Origin of the sequence: Pseudogemmobacter humi (assembly GCF_900609055.1) — a bacterium.
GTDB classification, from domain to species: Bacteria; Pseudomonadota; Alphaproteobacteria; order Rhodobacterales; family Rhodobacteraceae; genus Pseudogemmobacter; species Pseudogemmobacter humi.
In genome coordinates this window covers 1-22,091 of the sequence record NZ_UXAW01000031.1, presented here as the reverse complement: position 1 = coordinate 22,091, position 22,091 = coordinate 1, and the positions used below count along the sequence as shown (strand labels likewise).

24 protein-coding genes and 4 pseudogenes are annotated in these 22,091 nt (G+C 63.7%); 17 read left to right on the top strand and 11 right to left on the bottom strand.

Annotation, left to right across the window (positions count from 1 at the left end; genetic code table 11):
* Positions 1 to 92 precede the first annotated feature (92 nt).
* Positions 93 to 551 (bottom strand): universal stress protein, encoded by a 459-nt coding sequence (locus tag XINFAN_RS01340; RefSeq protein WP_124084695.1) that lies wholly within the window; start codon positions 549 to 551, stop codon positions 93 to 95.
* 98 nt (positions 552 to 649) lie between these two features.
* Here XINFAN_RS01340 and XINFAN_RS01335 point away from each other — a divergent pair, with 98 nt between their 5' ends.
* From XINFAN_RS01335 to XINFAN_RS01325, 3 genes are read left to right on the top strand one after another with little or no spacing between them, the layout of a single operon-like run.
* Positions 650 to 1,105, top strand: a complete 456-nt coding sequence (locus XINFAN_RS01335; protein WP_124084694.1) for a MarR family winged helix-turn-helix transcriptional regulator — start codon at positions 650 to 652, stop codon at positions 1,103 to 1,105.
* Positions 1,098 to 2,255, top strand: a complete 1,158-nt coding sequence (locus XINFAN_RS01330) for an HlyD family secretion protein (protein WP_124084693.1) — start codon at positions 1,098 to 1,100, stop codon at positions 2,253 to 2,255. Before XINFAN_RS01335 ends, XINFAN_RS01330 begins: the two co-directional genes overlap by 8 nt.
* Complete coding sequence (locus XINFAN_RS01325; protein WP_124084692.1) at positions 2,242 to 3,798, top strand: DHA2 family efflux MFS transporter permease subunit; 1,557 nt, start codon at positions 2,242 to 2,244, stop codon at positions 3,796 to 3,798. Before XINFAN_RS01330 ends, XINFAN_RS01325 begins: the two co-directional genes overlap by 14 nt.
* Before the next feature lie 158 nt (positions 3,799 to 3,956).
* Here XINFAN_RS01325 and XINFAN_RS01320 read toward each other — a convergent pair whose 3' ends face one another.
* The 5 genes from XINFAN_RS01320 to XINFAN_RS01300 form a co-directional block, all read right to left on the bottom strand.
* Complete coding sequence (locus tag XINFAN_RS01320; RefSeq protein ID WP_124084691.1) at positions 3,957 to 4,205, bottom strand: cytochrome c; 249 nt, start codon at positions 4,203 to 4,205, stop codon at positions 3,957 to 3,959.
* Positions 4,206 to 4,438: 233 nt separating this feature from the next.
* Positions 4,439 to 5,449, bottom strand: coding sequence for an XdhC family protein (locus XINFAN_RS01315; RefSeq protein WP_124084690.1), 1,011 nt, complete (start codon positions 5,447 to 5,449; stop codon positions 4,439 to 4,441).
* Between the two features lie 56 nt (positions 5,450 to 5,505).
* Positions 5,506 to 6,846 (bottom strand): c-type cytochrome, encoded by a 1,341-nt coding sequence (locus tag XINFAN_RS01310; RefSeq protein ID WP_124084689.1) that lies wholly within the window; start codon positions 6,844 to 6,846, stop codon positions 5,506 to 5,508.
* Positions 6,847 to 6,870: 24 nt separating this feature from the next.
* The gene (locus XINFAN_RS01305) at positions 6,871 to 9,135 is read right to left on the bottom strand and encodes a xanthine dehydrogenase family protein molybdopterin-binding subunit (protein WP_160144511.1); all 2,265 of its coding nucleotides are present in this window, start codon (positions 9,133 to 9,135) and stop codon (positions 6,871 to 6,873) included.
* A gap of 14 nt (positions 9,136 to 9,149) precedes the next feature.
* A complete protein-coding gene (locus XINFAN_RS01300) occupies positions 9,150 to 9,608 on the bottom strand; it encodes a (2Fe-2S)-binding protein (RefSeq protein ID WP_124084687.1) in 459 nt (152 codons plus the stop codon).
* Positions 9,609 to 9,689: 81 nt separating this feature from the next.
* Between XINFAN_RS01300 and XINFAN_RS01295 the strand changes: the two genes are divergently transcribed.
* From XINFAN_RS01295 to XINFAN_RS01250, 10 genes and pseudogenes are all read left to right on the top strand, one after another.
* Entirely contained in the window at positions 9,690 to 10,139 is a 450-nt protein-coding gene (locus tag XINFAN_RS01295) for a c-type cytochrome (protein WP_124084686.1), read from the top strand.
* Positions 10,136 to 11,392, top strand: coding sequence for an NAD(P)/FAD-dependent oxidoreductase (locus tag XINFAN_RS01290; RefSeq protein ID WP_124084685.1), 1,257 nt, complete (start codon positions 10,136 to 10,138; stop codon positions 11,390 to 11,392). The genes XINFAN_RS01295 and XINFAN_RS01290 overlap by 4 nt, the downstream gene beginning before the upstream one ends.
* Complete coding sequence (gene soxX, locus XINFAN_RS01285) at positions 11,356 to 11,748, top strand: sulfur oxidation c-type cytochrome SoxX (RefSeq protein WP_124084684.1); 393 nt, start codon at positions 11,356 to 11,358, stop codon at positions 11,746 to 11,748. Before XINFAN_RS01290 ends, soxX begins: the two co-directional genes overlap by 37 nt.
* A gap of 8 nt (positions 11,749 to 11,756) precedes the next feature.
* Entirely contained in the window at positions 11,757 to 12,206 is a 450-nt protein-coding gene (locus XINFAN_RS01280) for a thiosulfate oxidation carrier protein SoxY (protein ID WP_160144509.1), read from the top strand.
* A gap of 3 nt (positions 12,207 to 12,209) precedes the next feature.
* Entirely contained in the window at positions 12,210 to 12,530 is a 321-nt protein-coding gene (gene soxZ, locus XINFAN_RS01275; RefSeq protein ID WP_124084682.1) for a thiosulfate oxidation carrier complex protein SoxZ, read from the top strand.
* A complete protein-coding gene (gene soxA / locus XINFAN_RS01270) occupies positions 12,527 to 13,270 on the top strand; it encodes a sulfur oxidation c-type cytochrome SoxA (RefSeq protein ID WP_199286335.1) in 744 nt (247 codons plus the stop codon). Before soxZ ends, soxA begins: the two co-directional genes overlap by 4 nt.
* 99 nt (positions 13,271 to 13,369) lie before the next feature.
* Positions 13,370 to 13,918, top strand: coding sequence for a TetR/AcrR family transcriptional regulator (locus tag XINFAN_RS01265; RefSeq protein WP_160144508.1), 549 nt, complete (start codon positions 13,370 to 13,372; stop codon positions 13,916 to 13,918).
* Positions 13,919 to 14,094: 176 nt separating this feature from the next.
* Positions 14,095 to 14,579 (top strand): annotated as a pseudogene (locus tag XINFAN_RS01260) (IS21 family transposase); the annotation flags it as partial.
* Between the two features lie 82 nt (positions 14,580 to 14,661).
* On the top strand, positions 14,662 to 14,889 hold the full coding sequence (locus XINFAN_RS01255; protein ID WP_124084680.1) for an AbrB/MazE/SpoVT family DNA-binding domain-containing protein: 228 nt from the start codon (positions 14,662 to 14,664) through the stop codon (positions 14,887 to 14,889).
* Positions 14,879 to 15,274 (top strand): PIN domain-containing protein, encoded by a 396-nt coding sequence (locus XINFAN_RS01250; protein ID WP_124084679.1) that lies wholly within the window; start codon positions 14,879 to 14,881, stop codon positions 15,272 to 15,274. The genes XINFAN_RS01255 and XINFAN_RS01250 overlap by 11 nt, the downstream gene beginning before the upstream one ends.
* 44 nt (positions 15,275 to 15,318) lie before the next feature.
* Here the strand turns inward: XINFAN_RS01250 and XINFAN_RS01245 are convergent, their stop codons facing one another.
* From XINFAN_RS01245 to XINFAN_RS01235, 3 genes and pseudogenes are all read right to left on the bottom strand, one after another.
* Positions 15,319 to 15,648 (bottom strand): site-specific integrase, encoded by a 330-nt coding sequence (locus XINFAN_RS01245; RefSeq protein WP_124084678.1) that lies wholly within the window; start codon positions 15,646 to 15,648, stop codon positions 15,319 to 15,321.
* Positions 15,649 to 15,766: 118 nt separating this feature from the next.
* Positions 15,767 to 16,074: pseudogene (locus XINFAN_RS01240) on the bottom strand (transposase); the annotation flags it as partial.
* 394 nt (positions 16,075 to 16,468) lie between these two features.
* The gene (locus XINFAN_RS01235; protein ID WP_124084677.1) at positions 16,469 to 17,254 is read right to left on the bottom strand and encodes a helix-turn-helix transcriptional regulator; all 786 of its coding nucleotides are present in this window, start codon (positions 17,252 to 17,254) and stop codon (positions 16,469 to 16,471) included.
* A 156-nt stretch (positions 17,255 to 17,410) separates the two neighbouring features.
* Here XINFAN_RS01235 and XINFAN_RS01230 point away from each other — a divergent pair, with 156 nt between their 5' ends.
* From XINFAN_RS01230 to eutH, 3 genes are all read left to right on the top strand, one after another.
* Positions 17,411 to 18,178, top strand: a complete 768-nt coding sequence (locus tag XINFAN_RS01230) for an SDR family NAD(P)-dependent oxidoreductase (protein ID WP_124084676.1) — start codon at positions 17,411 to 17,413, stop codon at positions 18,176 to 18,178.
* Between the two features lie 28 nt (positions 18,179 to 18,206).
* Positions 18,207 to 19,478, top strand: a complete 1,272-nt coding sequence (locus tag XINFAN_RS01225) for a D-arabinono-1,4-lactone oxidase (RefSeq protein WP_124084675.1) — start codon at positions 18,207 to 18,209, stop codon at positions 19,476 to 19,478.
* Positions 19,479 to 19,543: 65 nt separating this feature from the next.
* On the top strand, positions 19,544 to 20,737 hold the full coding sequence (gene eutH / locus XINFAN_RS01220) for an ethanolamine utilization protein EutH (RefSeq protein ID WP_124084674.1): 1,194 nt from the start codon (positions 19,544 to 19,546) through the stop codon (positions 20,735 to 20,737).
* A 110-nt stretch (positions 20,738 to 20,847) separates the two neighbouring features.
* Here eutH and XINFAN_RS01215 read toward each other — a convergent pair.
* Positions 20,848 to 21,321 (bottom strand): annotated as a pseudogene (locus tag XINFAN_RS01215) (IS5 family transposase); the annotation flags it as partial.
* Positions 21,322 to 21,431: 110 nt separating this feature from the next.
* Entirely contained in the window at positions 21,432 to 21,959 is a 528-nt protein-coding gene (locus XINFAN_RS01210) for an ATP-binding protein (RefSeq protein WP_233352088.1), read from the bottom strand.
* Positions 21,960 to 21,998: 39 nt separating this feature from the next.
* Between XINFAN_RS01210 and XINFAN_RS01205 the strand changes: the two are divergent.
* Positions 21,999 to 22,091: pseudogene (locus XINFAN_RS01205) on the top strand (IS5/IS1182 family transposase); the annotation flags it as partial.

Below are 22,091 nucleotides of genomic sequence, written 5' to 3'. Positions count from 1 at the left end.
GGCGGATTCCTGCCTTCGACCGGGGACTCTCCTGAAAACAAAACAAGTTTGAATGATGATATCCCCAGGGCAGCGCATCCACCCGCCGCCCCTCAGCCTTTCGGAAAAAGCTGTGAATCGTCGATAGTCTTCTGCGCCAGCAGCAGGCTGCAGCCCAGCTTGTCGCCCAGTTCCGCGGCAACCGAGCGGCTGAGCCAGCGCGTCCAGAAGCCGTGACGGTGATGCCCGACGACAACAAGTTCCGCGCCGGTCTCGGCGGCAACGCGGGCGATGCCTGCGACCGGGTCGCCGAATTCCAGCCGGACTTCGGGTGAAAGCCCCATGGCCGTCAGCCGCTGTCGCCCTTCTTCGAGGATCGTCTCGAAGTCGTTCTGCTGGTGGCTCAGCGCACCGACATCCGCGCCCTGGGCCAGTGCATTCCCCGAGACGGTCTCGACCACCGCAAGCAGCGTTACTCCGGCGCCTGTGAGTTGGGCAAGCCGGGCCCCCTCGCGCAGCGCCAGCCGGCCTTCGCGCGAGCCGTCATAACAGAGCAGGATCCTCGCATACATTCGGTGGCTCCCAAGGTTCGGATTGGCCCTTGCCAGATGATTGACTCCATATTAATTAGCAAGACAATTATTTGCAATGCAATCGTAAGCGAGGAGCGATGAACGGCACCCCGGACCTGCCCGAGACATTCTCTCGTGCCCTGGCGACGGTTTCGCGTCAGTGGAGGCGCAGGCTCGACATGCAGTTTCGTGACCTCGGGCTGTCGCAGGCGCGGTGGGGCGTGATTCTCGAACTCTCGCGGCACGAGGAAGTGACGCAGATCGAACTCGCCCGCGCGCTGGGGATCGAGGGGGCGACGCTGGTGCGCCTGCTGGACGGGCTGGAGAGGGCGGGTCTGGTCGAACGCCAGCCTTCCGCCGAGGACCGGCGGGCCAAAAAGCTGCGCCTGACCGCGGCCGCACTGCCCTTGCTGGAGCAGATGAAGGCCATCGCGGCCGCCAGCCGGGAGGATCTTCTTTCGGAGATTTCGCCGGACGATCTGCGCACTGCAACCCGCGTGCTCGGCCAGATCGCAACCCGGCTGGAGAATATGGGCAATGGCGAGAATGGATAAGATCAAGGCAGACATGCCGACGGCGGGCGAAAACCCTGACGGGGCCACGCCGGATACCCCGCCGCGGCGGGGCCGGGTGAAATGGACGCGAGTGCTGGTGCTTGCCGCGGTCCTGGCTGGTGTCACCTGGCTGGCCACCCCATGGCTGGTCGCGCGCCTCACCCAGGTCCACATCAACGATGCCCGGATTGCCGCCAGCGTCGTCACCGTGTCGAGCGAGGTCGCAGGGCGCATCACGTCGCTTCCGATCGTCGTCGGCGATGCCGTCGCTGCGGGCGACATGCTTGCCGCCATCGACAGCGAGTCTTCGCACCCACAACTCGAAGCCGTCCTCGCCAAGCTGGCGGCCACCGATGCCCAGCTTGCAGAGATCGAAAGACGAAAGGAGATGCTGCAGCAGCAGGTCACCGCGCGAAGGGAGGCGGCCCTGGCCGGGATAGCCGCCGCCGAGGCGAACCATGAAGCCGCGCTTGCCGTGCTGAAGAATGCGCAGAGTCACTACACCCGTGTGGCGAAGCTTGCCGAGCAAAGTGTTCTGTCGCAGCAGTCTCTCGACGAGGCCCGGGCCGCCCTGGACGCCGCCACACAACAGGAACGGGCCGCTTTCGCCGCATCCGAAAGCGCGCGGGCCAATCTGGCCATCGTCGAGGCCGACGCCACGCAGATGGCCGTCCTGGACTCTCAGGCCGAGTCGATCCGGGCGGGGCGGACGGGAATCGAGGCCGAACGCAGCCTGAAGGAGATCGACCTGGCGCTTCGCATGATCGCCGCAGCCTTTGACGGCATCATCGACGCGACCTTCGTCGATACCGGCGAATATGTCACCCCCGGCACACGGCTGGTGATGTATCACGCACCGGATGATGTCTGGATTGACGCCAACGTGAAGGAGACCGATTACGGTCGGATCCACGTGGGTGCGAAGGCGAGCATCACCGTCGATGCCTTCCCGGGCCGGACATTCGGCGGCGAGGTGATCGGCATGGGCGGGGCGGCGACCAGCCAGCTTGCGCTCCTGCCCAGTCCGAACCCCTCGGGCAACTTCACCAAGGTCACTCAGCGCCTGCCGATCCGGGTGTCGATCGACGCCAGCGGCATCGAACTGCGGCCCGGCATGATGGTCGAGGTCTATGTCGATGTCGCAGATTGACCGTTATTTCCAGCGCCATGGCCCGGCCTACAAATGGTATGCGACCGGCACAATCATGGTCGCGACGATCTCTGTGGTCCTGTCCACCACCATCGTGAACGTTGCCATTCCGGCGGTCATGGGGGCGTTCGGGATCAGCGCTGTTCAGGCGCAGTGGATCTCGACCGGCTTCCTTGCGGCCATGACGGCCACGATGCTTCTGGCCGACTGGGCCGAACGCGCCTTCGGGACGCGGCTGACCATGAATGCCGCCATGGGCGTCTTCCTGGCGGGCTCCGTCATCGGCGGAATGGCACCGAACGAAACCGTCCTGACGCTGGCGCGCGTCGTGCAGGGTGCGGCGGCGGGCATCGTGCAGCCGCTTGCGATGATCATGCTGTTCAAGGTCTTCCCCCCCGACAAGCGCGGCGCGGCGATGGGGATTTACGGCGTGGGGGTCGTGCTGGCCCCGGCCCTGGGGCCGTGGATCGGCGGCGTGCTGATGGACGCCTTCGACTGGCGCTTCGTCTTCTACCTGGGCCTGCCCTTCGCCGGCCTTGCCATCGTGCTGTCGAACATCTTCCTGCCCGGCCGCGAGCAGGACGGACCGATCCCGCCCTTCGATTTCATCGGCGTGGCGATCCTGTCAGTCTTCCTTGCCGTCCTGCTCAGCACGCTGTCGAACGCGCAGAGGCTGGGCTGGGATTCCAACATGATCCTCCTGGGCTTTGTCACCTCCGCTGCCGCGGCGGTCGCCTTCATCGGCTGGGAGATGCACAGCGACAGGCCGATGCTCGACATGCGGCTCTTTGCGAATTTCGCCTTCTCCTCGGCTTCGGTGGTGTCGTTCATCATGGGAGCAGGTTTGTTCGGCTCCACCTATCTGCTGCCGGTCTTCGTCCAGCAGATCCAGGGCATGACTCCCACCCAGGCGGGCCTGATGCTGATGCCTTCGGGCTTCGTGATGCTGCTGGTCTTTCCCATCGCCGGGCGGCTGTCCGACAGGGTCCCCGCCGCAATCCTGATCGGCATCGGCATGACCATCTTCGCCTGGTCCTCGTGGCTGACGGCGGCGGCCAATATCGACACCACCTTCTGGACGATCGCCTGGTGGACCGTGATCTCGCGCATTGGCCTGGGCCTCGTGTTCCCGGCGATCTCCGCGGGATCGCTCCAGGTGCTGCCTCGACATCTGCTCGGCCAGGGCTCGGGAGCATCGAACTTCATCCGCCAGCTCGGAGGGGCCTTCGGGGTGAACCTGCTGACCGTGTTCATCGAGCGCCGCACCGTGATGCACGCCGACGCCTTCGCTGCAACGCAGACCAGCGACAACGCCGCGACAATGGAACTCTTGCGCGAGGTTTCCGGCCTGCTGCACACCTCCGGACTGCCCGACACGCAACTCATGCCCGCTGCCGCCTCGTTCCTCGGGCAGGCCGTGGTGATCCAGTCCTCGAACGCGGCGTTTCAGGACGGTTTCATGGTGGTCTTCGGGATATTCCTTCTTGCGCTGGTGCCCACCTGGTTCATGTGGCGTGCCAGATCGCCGGCACCCGGAGGTTGAAAAGGGCTTCGCCGGAATATGTCATTCAGTGGTTCCACGCAGGAAACGAGTTCCATCTGATTACGAAATCCATCCGGGCCATCGCAATGCCAGAGCCGAAACGGCAGCCGCGCCTCATGCTCTCGATCATCGGATCTGTATGGAATCCAGATAAGCGATCAGAGCCAATACTTCGTCCTGCCCGAGTACAATTCCGGCATTTCATGAGCAACCTTGATCCCCTCGGCCAGCGCCTCTTCCAGGCTTTCAATCGGGTAGAGCCTGCCAGGAAACCGGAACGGAATTGCCTGCGGACTGAGGCTACAGTCTTCGGCTGTAATCCCATGACAACGGACGCAGTTCTCCTGCACCAGGGCGGCGCCCTTATCTTTCAGGTCTGCACCGGCCGGGGTCGCGAGAACAATCATCAGGACGATGAGTATCGGTTCATGCTCACATCTCCCTGGCTCCCGAGACAAGCGCTAAGGACCTGGGAGCCGCGGGGCCGTCACCGCAACTGAACGGGTTCAGCCGCTGACTTACCGCCCCGGGTTTCAACCGGGCATGATCCGAATGGTCTTTACAGGAACTCCTGCATGAGGGCCTCAGGATCGAGTCCGATATCGACGGCCTTGTCAGACATCTGGCGGGATGTTGATCCTCAACTGCTTTGCCATACGGTCATTTCCGCAGCATCTGTGAACCCGGTCAAGGGTGCCGTGTTTGCGAGATCCGAGCCAAGGGCGATGATCTCTGCAAGAACAGAGACCGCGAGCGTCCGTGGGTCCCGGGAAGATGGCAGCAGGCCGATCGGTCCCCGCAGCCGCGATAGTCCGGCCTCGGCCACCCCGGCGTCACGCAATCGCCTCAGCCGGGCCGCCTGCGTGGCGCCGCTGCCCTGGGCACCGATGTAGAAGGCGGGCGATCCAAGGACGCGGCGCAGGATTTCAGGTTCGTAGTCATGGTCGTGGTAGAAGAGGACGACTGCGGTCGCCTCGTCAATGTCGATCCCGTCCATTCCCGACAGGTGGGTCATCAGCTGGCATCGGCACCCCTGCCGCCGCGCGGGCGACAACAGGGCTGCCTCGTGCGACACAAGCAGATGATCGTGACCAAGGCCAGCAACAAGCCGGGCAAAAATCAGTGCCTCGGGACCAGCGCCGAAAACCACGAAGCGCAGCGGGCGCGGGAACCCCAGGATGAACCTGTCGGACAGGGGCTGCGTCGGGCGGAACGGGACGATCCGCATCCCATCCTGCGGCCCGATTTCCAACGCGACGGGCTGGCGGGCGGCACGGGCGCCGGCAAGCTCGTCAAGTGGCGCAGAAGCGGAAAGCGAAAGCAGCAGGACCTCGATCGCGCCGCCACATGGCAAGCGCAGGTCGAAGAAAGGCGAACCCTCGCCGTAGCGCAGGCGGAGTGAACCGCCGTCGCGACGCAGTTGGCCGGCGCGCAGGATCAGGTCAGCCTCAACACAGCCCGACGTAATTGACCCGGCATGGCTGCCCCAGGGGGCAATGGCCATGGTGGCGCCGATGTTGCGATATGCGGGGCCATGGGTCGCGGTCAGCACCGCCATCACGGTGCCTTCCCCCCAAACCCTCGCAGCCTCCCATGGGTCTTCCAGCGCGGCATGGATGCCGGCAGCTGGCAGGTCGGATGTGTATTTCATCGGCGATCCTTCCTTGCGGATGGGACGGCGGCCCCCCCGCAGGGGCCGCTGCCGTATCAGCGCATCTGCAGCAGTATGACCGCATCGCTGAATGGATCCGTGTGAGCCCGCAGTCTTGCCACCTCTTCGGATGTGACCGGGCCGCCGGTATTCCCCCAGGACTGGCGTACGAAAGTGGCGACGGCTGCGATGTCGCGATCGCTCAGGGTCACCCGATAAGGCGGCATGCGGTAGCTGTCGGGGACACCGCCGGCGACCACCCTGCCCGCGCCGTTCAGCGTGATGTTGACAACCGAATCCGCGGGCCCGGCCAGTACCGATGAAGCTCCTGCCAGGGGTGGCACGAATTCACCGCGCCCCTTGCCGTCGCGCCCGTGGCAATGGCTGCACTTCTGCAGATAGACTTGCGCACCGCGACTGTCGGCCGAAATGCCGCCTGCCAGCGCGGCGGTGGTGCTGCCGTCATACTGCCACTCGGGTTCCGGCGCGCGCGGCAGGGATTTCAGGTAGTGCGCAATGGCTTCCAGATCCTCGTTGGTCATGAAGGCGGTCGAGTTGTTGAACGCCTCCATCATCGAGCCGAAGACCACCGCATGCCGGTTGCGTCCGCGCTTGAGGAAGGACACCAGTTCCTCCTCTGTCCAGCGACCCACGCCGTTGCCCGAAGCGCCGCGCAGCGATGGCGCATACCAGCCGTCCAGCAAGGCACCGGCCAGAAACTCCGGGGCGGTTTCGTCATAGCCCTTTTCGGCCATGATGGCGTTGCGCGGCGTATGGCAGGCGCCGCAATGCCCGCCCGCCTGCACCAGATAGGCGCCGCGGTTCCACATCCCGTCCTGCGCGGGGTCGGGCTGGTAGGTGCCGGTCGGCGCGAGGGCGAGGTTCCAGAACTCCAGCGGCCAGCGGATCGACAGAGGCCAGGGAATGTCGTTTTGGGGATTGGGCTGCGCCACGGGCTTCACGTGGTTCATGAAGTAGTCGTAAAGCGCGGCCACATCCTCATCCGTCAGCTTCGCGTAGGATGTGTAGGGCATCGCCGGATAGAGCCGCCGCCCGTCGGGCGCGACGCCGCGGCGCACCGCACGGTCGAAATCGGCAAGGGTGTAGGTGCCGATCCCATAGTCGGGGTCGGGCGTGATGTTGGTGGCATGGATCGTTCCCAGCGGCGTGCCCATCGGCAGGCCGCCGGCAAAGGGCGGGCCGTGCTCGGTCGAATGGCAGGCCACGCAGTCCGAGACCCTCGCGGCATATTCGCCGGTTTCGACCGGCAGGGCGGGTCCTGCCTCCAGGCCATCGAAGGGGCTGCCCGGAAGGCGGGTGCCATACCAGATGGCAAGACCCGCCAGAATGGCAGCCGCCAAAAGCAGCCGTCCGAGAAATCTTCCCAGCTTTTTCATGATCCGGTCCTCCTGGCGGGCGTCCTAGACGCCGCCTCCCTGTCCCAGGTCATGCTCGCGGAACGGCTGGGTCCGCATCTGCTTGCCGGTGATGTGGAAAACCGCATTCGCCAGCGCCGGTCCCACCGGCCCCACCGGCGGCTCGCCGATCTCGTCATAACGGTCGTGGTCGGTCAGCGCCTCGAAATGGATATGGATCTCGGGCGTGTCCGCCATGCGGATCACCGGGTATTCGTCGTAATTGCCTTCGACGATGCGGCCGTTCTCGATGTTCAGTTTCTCGTTCAGAGCGAGGTTCAAGCCGAAGATCGTTCCGCCTTCCAACTGCACGCGCACCGCATCGCGGTTCATCACCCGCCCGGTGTCGAAGGCCACGTCGATCCGATGGACCCTGATCTCACCATGGGACGTGACCTCGGCATGGACGACTGCGCCCAGCGTGGTCCCGTGATGCGCCCGCCCGCCCATACCCCAGTTGCCGATCGAGACGCCGCGCGCGTGGCCGGCAGGAAGAGGTTGACCCCAGCCGGACTTTTCCTTCAGAACCCGGAGAATGTTGACCCAGCCCTTGTCCTCCCACCTGTCGTAAAGACGGATGCGATAGTCCAGCGGGTCTTCCTGCGCCGCGCGCGCCATCTCGTCCACGATGCTCTCATAGAAGAACACGGTGGAGTTGTAGCCTGGCCCCCTGAGCGGCCCGACCTTCAGATGAATGTCTGAAACGACCTGGCTTTCCACCTGGACATTGGGCACGATCAGCGGCAGCACGGTATCGGCGATCCCCATGGTGAAATAGCCCGGCCCCCCCGAAATGCGGGTGCGCATCGCGACCGGCAGACCATCATCGCCCAGCTTCGCCTTGATCGAGGCCCCCATGATCGAGCGGTAGCGGCCCTGCCGCACGGATTCCTCCCGGCTCCAGATCACATGGACGGGGACCCCCTTGTAGCCCTTGGCCACCCCCACCGCCATGCGGCTGTCGTCGCCGAAGACCCGGCGCCCGAAGCCGCCGCCGACATAGGTCTGGTGGACCTTGACCTGTTCGGGGGCAAGGCCGGTTTCCTGCACGGTCAGGGCAAAGACCTGCTGGGTATGCTGCGAGGGCGTCCAGACCTCGGCGGCACTGTCGCTGACCATGACGGTGCAGTTCAGCGGCTCCATCTGCACCTGGTCGCAATAAGGCGTCATGTATTCCGCCTCAAGGATGGTGCCGCCCATGGCGAACTCTGCCTCGACGTCGCCCACGGAAAGCTCCACCGTTCCACCGGGTTGCCGGGTGGCGGCCATGACCGCCTCCTCGATCATTCCGGTCGTCTTCCATTTGGCACCGGGACCATCGTCCCAGACCACAGGCAGCGCATCCAGCGCCGTGCGCGCCTGCCAGTAATGATCGGCGATCACCGCGATGGCCGAGCCGTTCATCGCCGCCCCCATCGGGAACGGAGACTTGATCCGGTCCGGTTCACCGGGATCGGTGGGCCTGACCTCGACCACGGCACGCACGCCGGGCATGTTTCGGATCGCCTCGAAATCATAGCTGACCAGCGTGCCGCCCATCACCGGAGACTGGCGCAGCGCGGCATAGACCATGCCCGGCAGACGGACATCAATGCCATAGACGGCCTTGCCGGTGACGATCTCGGGGATCTGGATCTTGGCCGGATCGACCTTGTTCAGAAAGGTCCATTGCTCTCTCGTCTTCGGGGCGGGTTCCGCCTCCGGCACCACCTGCGAAGCGGCCTGGACGAATTCGCCAAACGGGGCAGAGCGCCCCGAGGCGGCATGGCTCAACAATCCCTCGGCGACGGCGACCTCGCCCGCATCGACCCCCCAGGCGGCTGCGGCGGCGGCTTTCAGCCGCTCACGCGCACCGGCGGCCGCGGTCATGAAGGCGGTGCGGCGGGGTTCCGAAGTCGAACGGCCCGAAAAATAGGCCAGCGCACCGCCCACTGCGGAATAAGCGCTGCCCATCGCATGATCGCGCTCCGGAGCCGCGTATTCGGCGCGGATATCCTCCCAGCGGCATTCGAGCTCTTCGCGAACATAGGCGCAGGACTGGGTGATAACACCGTTTCCTATGTCGGGATGGGTGACATAGACCGTCACCTTGCCGGCGGTGTCGATCTTGATCCAGGGGGTGAATGCAGTCCCGTCCGAGGGCGTTTCCCAAGGCTCGGCGCCAGCCGTGGCCGCCATCAGCGGACGGCTGATCCCCATCACCAGCGCCCCTCCGGCGCCGACGACGGCAGTGATGAAACCACGGCGGGAGAGCTTGATCCGTTCGGTCATGTCTGCTTCCCCCCTCAGGCCTTCATCAGTTCGGCGGCGCGATGAATCGCAGCGCGGACGCGCGGATAGGTGCCGCATCGACAGATGTTGTCGACATAGAGATCGATGTCCGCATCGGTCGGCTCGGGGATATCCTTCAGCAGCGAGGCGACCGCCATGACCATCCCCGACTGGCAGTAGCCGCATTGCGGCACGTTCATCTCGGTCCAGACCTTCTGCAGGACATGCCCACCCTGCGGGTCCAGCCCCTCGATCGTGGTGATCTCGCTGCCGACCGCAGCCTCGACGGGGAACTGGCAGGAGCGGGTGGCGACGCCGTCGACATGGACGGTGCAGGCGCCGCACTGCGCGATGCCGCAGCCGAACTTCGTGCCGGTCAGGCCCAGATGGTCGCGCAAGGCCCAGAGAAGCGGGGTTTCCGGCGCGGCATCCACCTCCATCTCGTTGCCGTTGATGTTCAGGGTGAACGACATGGCTCTCCTCCTCGGGTAGCGTGGGTTCCATGACGACGTGGCCGTCGCCGGGGGCCTGCAAGGTCGCGCTGCGCCTTGCCGATGATGTTGACAGCGACAGATCAGGCTGACAAGACTAAACGGACAATGTGCCCCATTTTTCCGGACAGAGAGGCCCGGTTATTCGCGGGTGCAGCAAGCTCTGCCGTCCCCGAGGAGGCCGGTTCATTGATAAAGCCAGGAAAACCCAGCATTTTCATTGTCATGCTGCTGTCATTGCCATGCGGCATGGTGCTTGCGGGGCCGGTGCAGCCTCCCCTGCCGGATGGCAAGGCATTGGCCGAGGCCTGCTTCTCATGCCATGGTGAGGGTGGCCGGGGCGGCGGACGGATACCGGCACTGGCGGGGCAGGACATGACCGGGTTGCAGCAGAAGATGCTTGCGCTGCGATCTCCCTCCCCCGGTTCGACCATCATGCCAAGGCTGATGCGCGGCTACGACACGGATGAGATCGCCGCCCTGGCGGACTACTTTGCGGGGGTGTCACCATGAATACCGGCCGCCGCGCGTTTCTGGCAACCCTTGCGGGCGGACTTGCCGCCCCCGCGCTGCTGCGTGCGGGAACGGCGGCGCATGTGATCGTGCTGGGTGCGGGCTTTGGCGGTGCCACGGTGGCCCGCCTGCTGGCCGGCGTCCCCGAGCTGCGCGTCACGCTGATCGAGCGTGATGCGACGATCCACACCTGCCCCTTCTCGAACGGCGTGTTGGGCGGGCTGTGGCCGATGGAGCGCATCGCCTTCGACCTCGTGGCGCTCGGTCGGGCCGGAGTCCGGCTGATCCGGGCGGAAGCAACCGGAATCGATCCCGAAACCCGGAGTATCTCGCTTGCCGACGGGACCCGGTTGACCGGCGATGTCATGGTGCTGGCGCCGGGCATCTCGTTCGACTGGGCTGCCATCGAGGGGCTTTCCCCGGCCACCGCCGAACAAGTCCCCCACGCCTGGAAGGCGGGCCGCCAGACGGAAATCCTGCGCGAGCAGCTGGTGGCGATGGAGGACGGCGGGCTGGTCGTCGTCGGCATCCCCGCGCCGCCCTTCCGCTGTCCGCCCGGCCCCTATGAACGCATCAGCCTGATCGCGCACTACCTCAAGACGAACAAACCGGCCTCGAAGATCCTCGTCCTCGACGCGCAGGACGCGTTCTCGAAACAGCCGCTCTTCGAGGAAGCCTGGGCCAGCCTTTATCCCGGCATGATCGAGCGCGTTCCGGGCAGCGCCTCGGGCGCGGTCATGGCCGTGGATGCGGGAACGATGCGGATCTCCACCGGCTTCGACGATGTGACGGCGGCGGTGGCCAACATCATCCCGCCGCAGCGCGCGGCCCGCATCCTGACCGATGCCGGGCTGGACGATGGCCTCGGCTGGTGCCCGGTCGAGCCAGTGGGTTTCGAAAGCCGGGTGGCACCCGGCATCCATATCCTCGGCGATGCAGCCTTGCAGGGCGACATGCCCAAATCGGCCTTTTCGGCCAATGGACAGGCCCGCGCCTGCGCTCGCGCGATCCTTGCACGGCTTGCGGGCCATGAGCCGCAGGGCGCCAAGCTGTTGAACGTCTGCTACAGCCTGACGGCACCGGACTACGGCTTTTCCATCGCGGATGTTTACGAACCGGGGCCGGAAAAGGTCTCACTGGTGCTTTCCGAAGGTCGAACGACAGCGCTTGGTGCAAGCGCGGAAACCCATGCCGCCGAAGCGGAGTATGCCCGATCATGGTTCGATACCATCACCTCACAGCTATATGGTTGATCTGCGCGGGGCCTGCGCTTTCTCCTGCACTCGCACAGCAATCATCGGGGGCCGAACTGATACGGGATTCCGCCAAGGGCAATTGCTCGATCTGCCATGTGATCCCGGGTATCGGCCTGCCCGAAGAAGCGCAGGGCGATATCGGCCCGTCGCTGGCCGGAGTCGGCGGGCGGCTGACAGAGGCCGAATTACGTGCAAGGATCATTGATGCCCGGAAGTTCAATCCGCAGACGGTGATGCCCCCCTACGGTACAAACGAGGGAATGACCGATGTGAATCCGCGCTATCGCGGCAAGCCGATCCTGACGGAAGGCGAGATACACGCTATTGCCGGCTGGCTGGCAATGCAGAAATGAGACGGCAAATGACGATCCCCCGCCGACATGTGCTTCTGGGGCTGGCTACGACATTGGTCCCGCTTCCTGTGCTGGCCACGCCCCCGGAAGTGCGTGATCGTATCGCGACTCTGTTCGGCCCGGGCCCGCTGCTCCAGGGGCCGATCACGCTGGACCTGCCAGCGCTGGCCGAAACCGGAAATTCGGTGCCCCTGACCGTTCTGGTCGAAAGCCCGATGACCGGAGAGGACCGCATCACGCGGCTGGCACTCTTCGCCGAGGAAAACCCCCGCCCCGTGGTCTGCGAGGTCGCCTTCGGCCCGCGCGCCTGCGCGGCAAGCCTGACCACGAACATCAGGCTTGCCGCCACCCAGTCCATCGTCTGCGTCGCGCAGCATCTGGACGGCCGCCTGTTGACCGCCAGGCGGGAGGTCCGGGTCGTCGTCGGCGCCTGCACCACCCTTCCGGGAAGGTATTGAGCCATGTTCAACACCCGTATCCGCGTGCCCCCGACGGCGAAGCCAGGCGAGATCGTCGAGATCCGCACCATGATAATGCACCCGATGGACAACGGTTTCAGCTATACCACCCAGGGCACGCTGATCCCCCAGAACATCATCACCGAGTTCTCCTGCCACTACCTCGGCGAAGAGGTGATCCTCGTCCGGCTGGAGCCGGGTATCTCGGCCAATCCCTATTTCACCTTCCCCCTTCGGGCCGAGGCGACCGGCACGGTGCGGTTCCGCTGGATGGACCAGCACGGCGACATCACCACTGCCGAGGAGGAGATGGTGGTGGAATGATCCGGCTTCTTGCGGCGCTGCTTCTGTGTGTCGTCCCGATGCTGGCGCGGGCCGACCCGGTATCGGGATATGACTTCCTGTTGCCCGAGACCCGTGCCCTGCAGGATGACGATTTCGCCAATCCCGGCATGCTTTGGGTCGAACTCGGCCAGAGGCTCTGGGATGCACCCGCCGACAAGGGAAGTTGCCGGTCCTGCCACGGCGCGCCGGAAAACCTGCGGGGCGTGGGTGCCGTTTATCCTCTTTGGGACCCGGAACTGGAGCGGGTGATTTCGCTGGAGCAGCGTATCAACCAATGCCGGGAGCGCCAGAACGAGGCTGCCCTGCCCTATTCCTCGCGTGAATTGCTGGGGTTGTCGGCGCTGGTCATGCATCAGTCCAGGGGCATCCCGCAATCAGTTCGCACCGATGGTCCGGCTGCCGAGGCCATTGAGCGGGGCAGGCTCTACTTCGATACGCGCCGGGGCCAACTGAACCTGTCCTGCAGCAATTGCCACGATGATCTGACGGGCCATCGGCTGCGGGGCGAAGTGATCAGCCAGGGACAGGTCAACGGTTTTCCGATCTACCGACAACTCTGGCAGGACATGGGCTCGGTCGGCAGGATGATCGCCTGGTGCAACGATGCAGTACGGGCCGAGCCGCTGGCCGAGGGATCGCAAATGGCCGTTGAGCTTGAGATGTATCTGCGGGCGCGCGGCAACGGCCTGCCAATCGAATCTCCGGCCGTCCGTCGTTAAGTCAGCCTCATCGATATGTTGTAACAGAAATAGCGCTTTGCATCGCCAACCACTGCGGGCTATGCTAAGTTGACCTGCAACCAGCACCGGAACCCCACCTTGCGCGCCGACGCCCTACGAAACCGCAACGCAGTTCTTGATGCTGCCGCCCGGATTTATTCCGAGCGCGGCTTCGATGTGGCGATGGCCGACATCGCGGCCGAGGCGGGAGTTGGCCGCACCACGCTTTTGCGCAACTTCCCCAGCCGGATGGAACTGGCCTCGGCGCTGTTCGAGCGTGCGATGGAACAGATCCGAAGCCTTGCGACTGCCCAGAAGGGCGAACCCGGCGATCTGGAGGAATTGCTTGACCTGAAGCTGTCGTTCTACATTGAGAACGGCGGTCTGGCAGAGGCGGTGCAGAAGGAAAGCGGTGAAAGCGATGGCTTTCGGGCCGACCGCTGCGAGGTTGCCCGGATCCTGCTTGCCGCGGCCCGCCCTTCGATAGAAACGGGCCTGCTGCGCAAGGATCTGACACTCGAGGTTTTCCTGATCCTGCAACAGGCCATCGCAGGCGCCATGCGCACCGGGGGCGATCGCTCCGAACGGAGCGAAAGGGCCAGGATCGTCCGAAGCCTGCTTCTGGACGGGCTGCGCCGCCGGGCCTGACGCATTGCTGACGGCAGGCTTGCCAAAGCGTCTGGATGCCGGCAGGGCCGCCTTGCGCGCGATTGCGCCGGAGATTCCTGCAGGGCGGGACGATCACTGCGGCACCAGGGGCAGCTATCGGGATGTTGATTTTCGCTGAGAGTTGGCCCGGGATTTCCCCCGGAAAGTAACCCGTTGAGCGTGGCTTCACCGGCGGCCACACGATCATCAGGACTACATCCGGGCGCGGGAACGGCGTGGGCAGGAAGTGTTCGTGCCGCTGTCGCTTCCTCCGGGGCCCGCGCAGGCCGACTTCGGCGAAGCGCTGGTGGGGATTGGCGGTGTCGAGCAGAAGGCCTCCTTCTTCGTGCTGGACCTGCCGCACAGCGACGCCTGCCATGTGCGGGCCTGCCCTGCGGCGGTGGCCAAGGCCTGGGTGGACGGCCACATCCATGCCTTTGCCTTCTTCCGGGCGTTCCCTCAGTCGATCGTCTATGACAATGACCGGTGCTTGGTGGCGCAGATCCTGCCGGATGGCACCCGCAAGCGGGCGGAGTTGTTCAGCGGCTTCCTGTCGCATTCCCTGGTCCGGGATCGCTACGGCCGCCAGGGCATGGGCAACGACAAAGGGAATGTCGAAGGTCTGGGAGGCTATTGTCGTCGCAACTTCATGGTGCTGATCGGGCGTTGCAATAGGAGTCCTGCATCTGCCCTGAGTATTGATATACATTCAGTATTGTATATCCAAACGTCGAAGGTGAGAGATGCAGATTGCGAGATGGGGCAACTCCCTTGCCGTCCGTCTGCCCATGGAACTCATCCGTGAGCCAGGCCTGAAGGAAGGAGATCAGATTGATCTCGTGAAAGGCGACGGGGCGTTCATCGTTCGGCGCCAGCTGCGTGCACATGAGGTGCTGGAAAGTCTGCGCAGCTTGCGGGGCAGGCTGCCAGCTGACAGGCGATTGAGCCGTGACGACGTGCATGAGCGTTGAATTCGCCGATACAAATGTTGTTCTCTACCTTCTGGACGACAGCCCAAAGGCGGACCCCGCCGAGGCGATTCTTGCGCAACGGCCCCACATCAGTGTGCAAGTGCTGAATGAGGCGCTGGTAAACTGCCACCGCAAGGCCGGTCTCAGCCGGGAAGAGGCGGATGCCTTCCTGACAGGCGTCCGGGCCCTGTGTTCGGTGGAGGATCTCACCCCACAGACGCATGAGGTGGGGCGAGCCCTGGCCGAGCTGTACGGATTCTCGATCTATAATTCGATGATCGTTTCCGCCGCACTGATCGCGGGTTGCACGACTCTTTGGACAGAGGACATGCAGGATGGCCTTCAGGTTGAAGGGCAGGTCCGGATCGTGAATCCATTCGCTTGAATGCCCCAGGGGGTTAACTTGCGGCTTCGGTTCCTCCGGGACCTCTATCGCTTCTCGAACAGACCTGTCGCGGCGTTTTCGGCGATCTCGACATCGGCATAGTATTTCTGCGCCTGCTGTGCAGAGCGGTGCAGTGAGAGCTTCATCGCGGCCAGCAGCGGGGTTCTGTCCTGCGCGGCCTGGGGCAAGAACCCGGAGCGCAGCCCCTGCGGCGAGGCGAAGTCTTCTGGCAGGCCCGCGTCGCGCAACAACCTCCGCAGGATTTCAGCGACACCGGCGGCCGAGAGCCGGTTCCTGCCGAGGGTATCGTGTCGGGTGATGCGCCGGAACAGAGGGCCGGAGCTCAGTCCTGCGGCGTCGATCCAGGCGACCACGGCATGGGCCGGGGTTTAGCAGGGTGCTGATTTAGTCCCGGTCCGAGAACATTGTTCCATACTCTCTCAGGAGTTGAGTTTGCGCATCTGCTTTGGCTGCCGCTTCGCCATTTTTTGTTCATGCGGCGAGCAGCTTTGGCAGTCTGGCGAGATTTCCTGCGGCCAGTGTCATAATGAAGCGCGCCCGTGCGCGCTCGATGCCGCGGAAGGCGGTTCGGGCGGCCTCTCCGTTGGTTTTGGCCCAGCCGAACGCTTCTTCGATCCGTTTGCGGTGCCTGAGGGACAGGGCGTAGCCCTTGTGCCGGATGTGCGCCCGTCGATTGCTGAGCAACGCGACTTCTGTGCGACATATGGAGTGACGCAGGCCTGGCGCAGGTCGGTCACGAACTCTGCTGCATCATAGCCCTTGTCTGCACCAGGTGTCAGACTCCAGCCGGAAGCCTTCGGATTGCAACTGTGCGACCGCTTGGCGAACCCCGGATTGCAGCCGGTGGCATGACTTCCATCTCGCGGATCGCGACCGCCAGGCCCGGATGACGTCCGCAGAGCGGCCAGAGCGCATCGGAGAGCTTTTCCAACATGGCACGCCAGTCGCCCTCATCAGGCGCTTGCAATGCGTACCCCGGCAAAGGAATTCAGATTAGCGGCTTAACCTGAGCAGGTTCCGCCGGGTCATTATAAATCGGATACAACGTCCCGATTGCCCTGCATTATCCCCGCGACCCAGCCAGCCCGTCGCCATAACCAGGCCGGAAAACTCCGGTATCCGGCGCGCCAGAGTTGGGAGGCAGAGCACTTTTCGCAAGCAATTGTTTAGCCACTAAATTCTCTGGATGAACAGCTGGAACAGCTCGGACTGGCTGGAGATGTTCAGTCTGCGATAGATATTGTGGCGGTGCAGCTTTGCCGTTCCTTCGGTGATCCCCATCTGCGTCGCGATCGACAGGTTGCTGTGGCCGCGCAGGACAAGGCGGGTGACAGCCAGCTGGGTCGGTGTCAGCCGGTCACCAAAGGCCCTCTCGAAGGCGCGTTCATTATCGACGGTCGCGGGGGGCGACACGTCTTGTCCGCCATTCTGGCAGGGCAGACGGCGCAGGCAGGCCGCGACGATTGCGCCAAGGCCCGCAAGCGCCTGGAACTCTTCGGCGCTGAACGCCAGGCCGTTCCGGTGCCGCATCAGCGAGTAAACCGCACCTTCGCCACGGGCCAGCGGCACCACAAAGCCGATCTCTTCGACCAGGGTGCCCGCTTCACGGGAAATGCAGGGATGCACCTCGTGTGATGACGCAAAGTCCGAGGCAAAGAACCCATCCGGTGCAATGTCACGCATCCGCCACAGGCCCTCGGCAACGCCGGTGGTGCAGGCGACATAGAACGGATCCAGCAGGAAGCCGCCCTTCAGGTAACGGCTGAGCGCGGTGCGACTGACGGAGGCGCTGTAGCCGTCATGGATCAGCCGCGCGGTGCCCCCGGGGCCATAGGCAAACGCGCAGCTCATATCGAAGGGGGCCGTCAGCCGGGTCAATGCGTCCAGCGCGGGGCCGGGACCGGCTTCGCCCTGTGCCGCGATCAGACTGGCAACGGCCTGTGCTTCATCAGGGCTCATACCTCGCACGCTCCGCCTATAACTTTCGCCATATGGTCTGATGACAGTTTTGCGTCCTAACCTCGGTTTCAACAAGAGCCTCGCCCGATGAGGCCACGGGCTGACACCCGATAAATGCCAACAGCATTCGCGGATATCCCGCGGGAAGGAGGAAGCGTGACCAGACGTCTGGAGGGGCGGACCGCCCTGATCACCGGCGGCGCCGGAGGCTGCGGCCTGGCCGCCTCGGAACTGTTTGCCCGCGAGGGCGCAAAGGTCGGCATCGTCGATCTGCCACGCAGCGAGGGCGCGGCCCTGGCCGAACGGCTGCGCGCCGAGGGGCACGACGCGATCTTTGCCCCCGCCGATGTATCGGACGCGGCGCAGGTGAAAGACGCCGTCGCCGCCGTCGAGACCGCCTTTGGCCCGATCACCGTGCTGATGAACCATGCGGGCATCCTGGCGGCGCTCCCCTTCCTTGAAACCTCGGAAGAGGAATGGGACCGCATCATGGCGGTGAACGTGAAAAGCATGTTCCTGGTCACCAAAGCGGTGCTGCCGGGCATGATCGCCGCCGGGGGCGGTTCCATCGTCTCGACCTCGTCGATCTCGGGCGTGGTCGGCACGCCGATGGAGGTGCTTTACTGCACCAGCAAAGGTGCCTGCCATATGTTCGCCCGCGCCATTGCGGTCGAATTCCGCGACAGGGGCATCCGGTCGAACGCGATCTGCCCGGGCTTCATCGCCACCGCCCATGGGTTGCGGGAAATCGACCTTCTGCAAAAGCACGGCGTCGATGTGACCGAGGCCGCGATTGCCGCAGCCCAGGGGCGGCTGTGTCGCCCCGAAGAGGTCGCCACAGCCGCGCTGTTCCTTGCGTCAGACGAGGCCAGCTTCGTCAACGGCACGCATCTCTTCGCCGACAACGCCTACACGGCGATCTGAACCATAAGAAACAACAGGGAAATCCGCCATGACCACATCTTCCCACAATATGCATGTGAACGATTTCGGTATCGAACACGCCCATTGGCGCAATTGGGTGGGCAACCAGTCCTGCATCCGCGCCGCACGGGGCGCACCGCAAAGCGAGGATGAGCTTTGCGCCATGATCGCCAAAGCCACCGGCGAGGGGATGAATGTCCGCGTCGCCGGCTCGGGGCATAGTTTCACGCCGGTTGCGCTGACCAACGGGCTGCATCTGACGCTGTCGCAGATGAAGGGTGTCAGACATATCGACCGCGAAAAGCGGCGGGTGACGGCGGCGGCGGGCACCACCATCAATGAGCTGGTGAAGGTGCTGAAGGCCGAGGGACTTTCGATGCTGAACCAGGGCGATATCGACAGCCAGGCGATTGCCGGGGCCTTTACCACCGGCACCCATGGCACCGGGGCGAAACTGCCGGTGCTGGCCGATTGTATCGTGGGGATGCGCCTGGTGCAGCCGGATGGCTCGGTCATCACCGTGGATGAAACCACGCCGGATCTTCTGCTGGCGGGCCGGGTGTCGCTGGGAACTCTGGGCGCGATTTCCGAAATGACGCTGCAACTGACCGACAGTTACCGCCTGAAGGAACGCATCTGGCGCGAGGATTTCGAGTCCGCGATGGAGATGCATGACGAACTGGCCGAAAAGCACCGCCATTTCAGCTTCTTCTGGTGCCCGTATGAGGAAAGCCGCCACCTCTATTGCCTGCCCGACACCTCGGCCACCTCAAAGACCGGACGCACCGCCGATGTCTGCGAGATGAAGGTGATGGACATCACCACGGATGAACCGTTCGAGGGCGAATTCGACAAGGTCGCCTACAGCTCGGACGTCTATCCCATCGAATATGTCGCCAACTTCCATGAGCTGGAATATGCGGTGCCGCGCCAGCACGGCAAGGATGCCATCCGCGCGGTGCGCAAGATCATGCTGGAGGATTTTCCGGACGCGAAATTCCCCATCGAATACCGTTTCACCGCCGGGGACGAGGCCTGGATGAGCCCGTTCCACAAACAGGAAAGCGTGACCGTCTCGGTCTCGGGTCAGCCGGGGGTGGATTACTGGGATTATCTGCGCGCGGTGGACAGGATCCTGCGCGGTTACGGTGCGCGCCCGCATTGGGGCAAGATGCACTTCCTGACCGGCGAAGATGTCAGCGCGATCTATCCCCGCGCCCATGATTTCCGCGCCCTGCGCCGGAAGCTCGACCCGCAGGGCTTCTATCTGAACGATCACCTGAGCCAGCTTTTCCGCTGATCTTACCCGCCGGCAAAGGGGCGAAAGATCCCGGCCGGCCCATCCTCCAGACAGGGAGTAATGCCATGGCCAATATCGGCCAATATGTCATCTATATCATCATGATCTGTGCGGTGATCGGCGCGATTGCCGCGATCATCGACAGCGAAAGCCCGCTGGGCAAGGAATTCACCGCCGGTCTGCATTCCATCGGCCATATCTTCATCCCGGTTGCCGGGATCATGGCCGCGATTCCCTATCTGTCGGCGATGATCAGTGCCACGCTGGGGCCGGTCTTTTCTGCGGTGGGCGCGGACCCCGCCATGGCCGCGACATCGCTGATTGCGGTGGATATGGGCGGCTATCAACTGGCCGCCGCACTGGCGCAATCGCCCGAGGGCTGGATCATCGCGTCGCTGACCGGCTTCATGGCCGGGGCCACGATCATCTTTTCGATCCCGGTCGGTCTGGCGATGCTGGACAAAAAAGACCATCACTACATGGCCCTTGGCGTCATGTGCGGGGTGCTCAGCATCCCGATCGGGGTGCTGGTCTCTTCCCTGATCCTGATGGGCATGGAAGCGGGTATCCGGCCCGACGTGAACACCGCGGGTGATGCGACCCAGGCGCTTGCCCTGACCGTGTCGCAGATCATGCTGAACCTCGCCCCGCTGGCTGTGTTCTGCGTCGTGCTGGCAGTCTGTCTGTGGTTCCTTCCCGATCTGATGATCCGGCTGTTCCTGACCTTCGGACGCCTGATGTATGCCGCGATCACACTGGTGCTGGTCTTTTCCATCGTTGAGTATTTCACCGGCTTCTTCGCCTGGGCGTTCGGCAGCTGGGGCTTTGCACCCATCATCGCCGATGCCGAGGATCAGTTCCGCGCGCTTGAGATCGCGGGCTATATCGGCATCATGCTGAGCGGCGCCTTTCCGATGGTATGGCTGATGAACCGTTTCCTTCAAAAACCCATGGCGGCGGTCGGCTCATGGCTTGGCCTGTCACCGGCGGGGACCACGGGCCTTCTGGCGGCCTCGGCCAATATCCTCGCGATGTTCCGGCTGATTGCGGACATGCCCCCGCGCGACAAGGTGCTGGTTATCGCCTTTGCCGTCTGCGGTGCCTTCATGTTCGGCGACCATCTGGCATTTTCGGCCAATTTCCAGCCGACCATCATCCTGCCCCTGCTTTTGGGTAAGCTGATCGGTGGAGTTGCCGGCTTTTCGTTTGCAGCCATGCTGGCCGGGGCGAAGTTACAGCCACAGACGGCGCTTCGCTGAAGCCGATCTCCGCAGGCAGAACGTTGTTTTCTGGTTTTGCCTGCGGGGTATTTCTCTCCGTTTCATACGCAATCCAGGAAGAACTCTCTAGGTTCCAGACTCATTGATTTTCACAGCCAGAAGAGGACTGTCGCAGCGAGCATGATCGCGGAGAAGAAGGTTTCCGGGCACTGGTCGTATTGCGTGGCGATGCGCCACCAGTCCTTCAGACGTCCGAACATGATATCTCCGTTTGTAGCGCCGCTTGTCATATTTAACGGCCTTCTTGCGGGACTTCCGGCCGGGAATGCAGGCCTTTATCCCCTCATCTTTCAACGTTTCTCTGAACCAGTCGGCATCATAGCCTCTATCGGCCAGCAGCCATCCCGCCTTTGGCAGGCTACCCAGCAGCGCCGCTGCGCCGGTGTAGTCGCTGATCTGCCCGGCGGACATGAAGAACCTGATCGGTCGCCCCTTCGCATCGGCAACGGCGTGCAGCTTGGTGTTCATGCCACCTTTGGTTCGCCCTATCTGATGCCCGCGCCCCCCTTTTTGGCCCGCAGGCTTGACGCCGTGCGGTGCGCCTTGAGGTAGGTCGCGTCAATCTGCCGCTTGATACCCGTGATAGCACCTACGACCGCAGCGTTCGGGGTCACGCAAAACTCAGTAGACAAATGATCGCCATCAATTGCGCGACCAAACGCTCGTAGAGTTTTCAGTCCTCCCAAACATCGTTCATAGTGATCGCGCTCCATGCCATCGTTCGGTGCGGATCATGCCATACTATGTAGGATAAGGGAGGACGAGATGGGAACCCGCCGCTCTCCGCGCGAAGCCCGGGGAGCCAGCGTTGCCTGCTGTTCAAGGCATTGATGACGGCAGCCTTCTCGATCTCCGAGCCTCGGCCACCGAGCTCCTGCCCCTCATCGAGATGGATCAGCCAGCATTTCCGCAGATGGAGATGGAAACTGACCAGGTCCCACATGCGTGATGCCGTGGTGTCGCGCAGGATCTGGAAATCCAGAGCATGCAGTATTGCCCTGGCCAGATCCTTCTGGGTTGCGGGTGTCGGCACCCGGATCGAGATCCAGCGGAGTTCGCCAGCCCCGGCATCAGCAGCGTCAAGGCGGCGCAGTATCCGCTGGATCGCGGTGGTCTTGCCGCTGCCGGATTCACCGATGACCGCGATCCCGCGCCCTTCCGACGTCAGGCCGAGTTCAAGTTCGGCCTGACGCTTGTCCATCAGCTTGCGGAAAAGCCGCTGCACCGTGTCGTAGCCCAGATGGAGCGCCTCAAGCCTTTCCTTCCGAAGAGCCATGGCAAGCCCCGCGTCGATGATCGTCGCGTCCTGAGTGGCATAATATTCATCAATCGC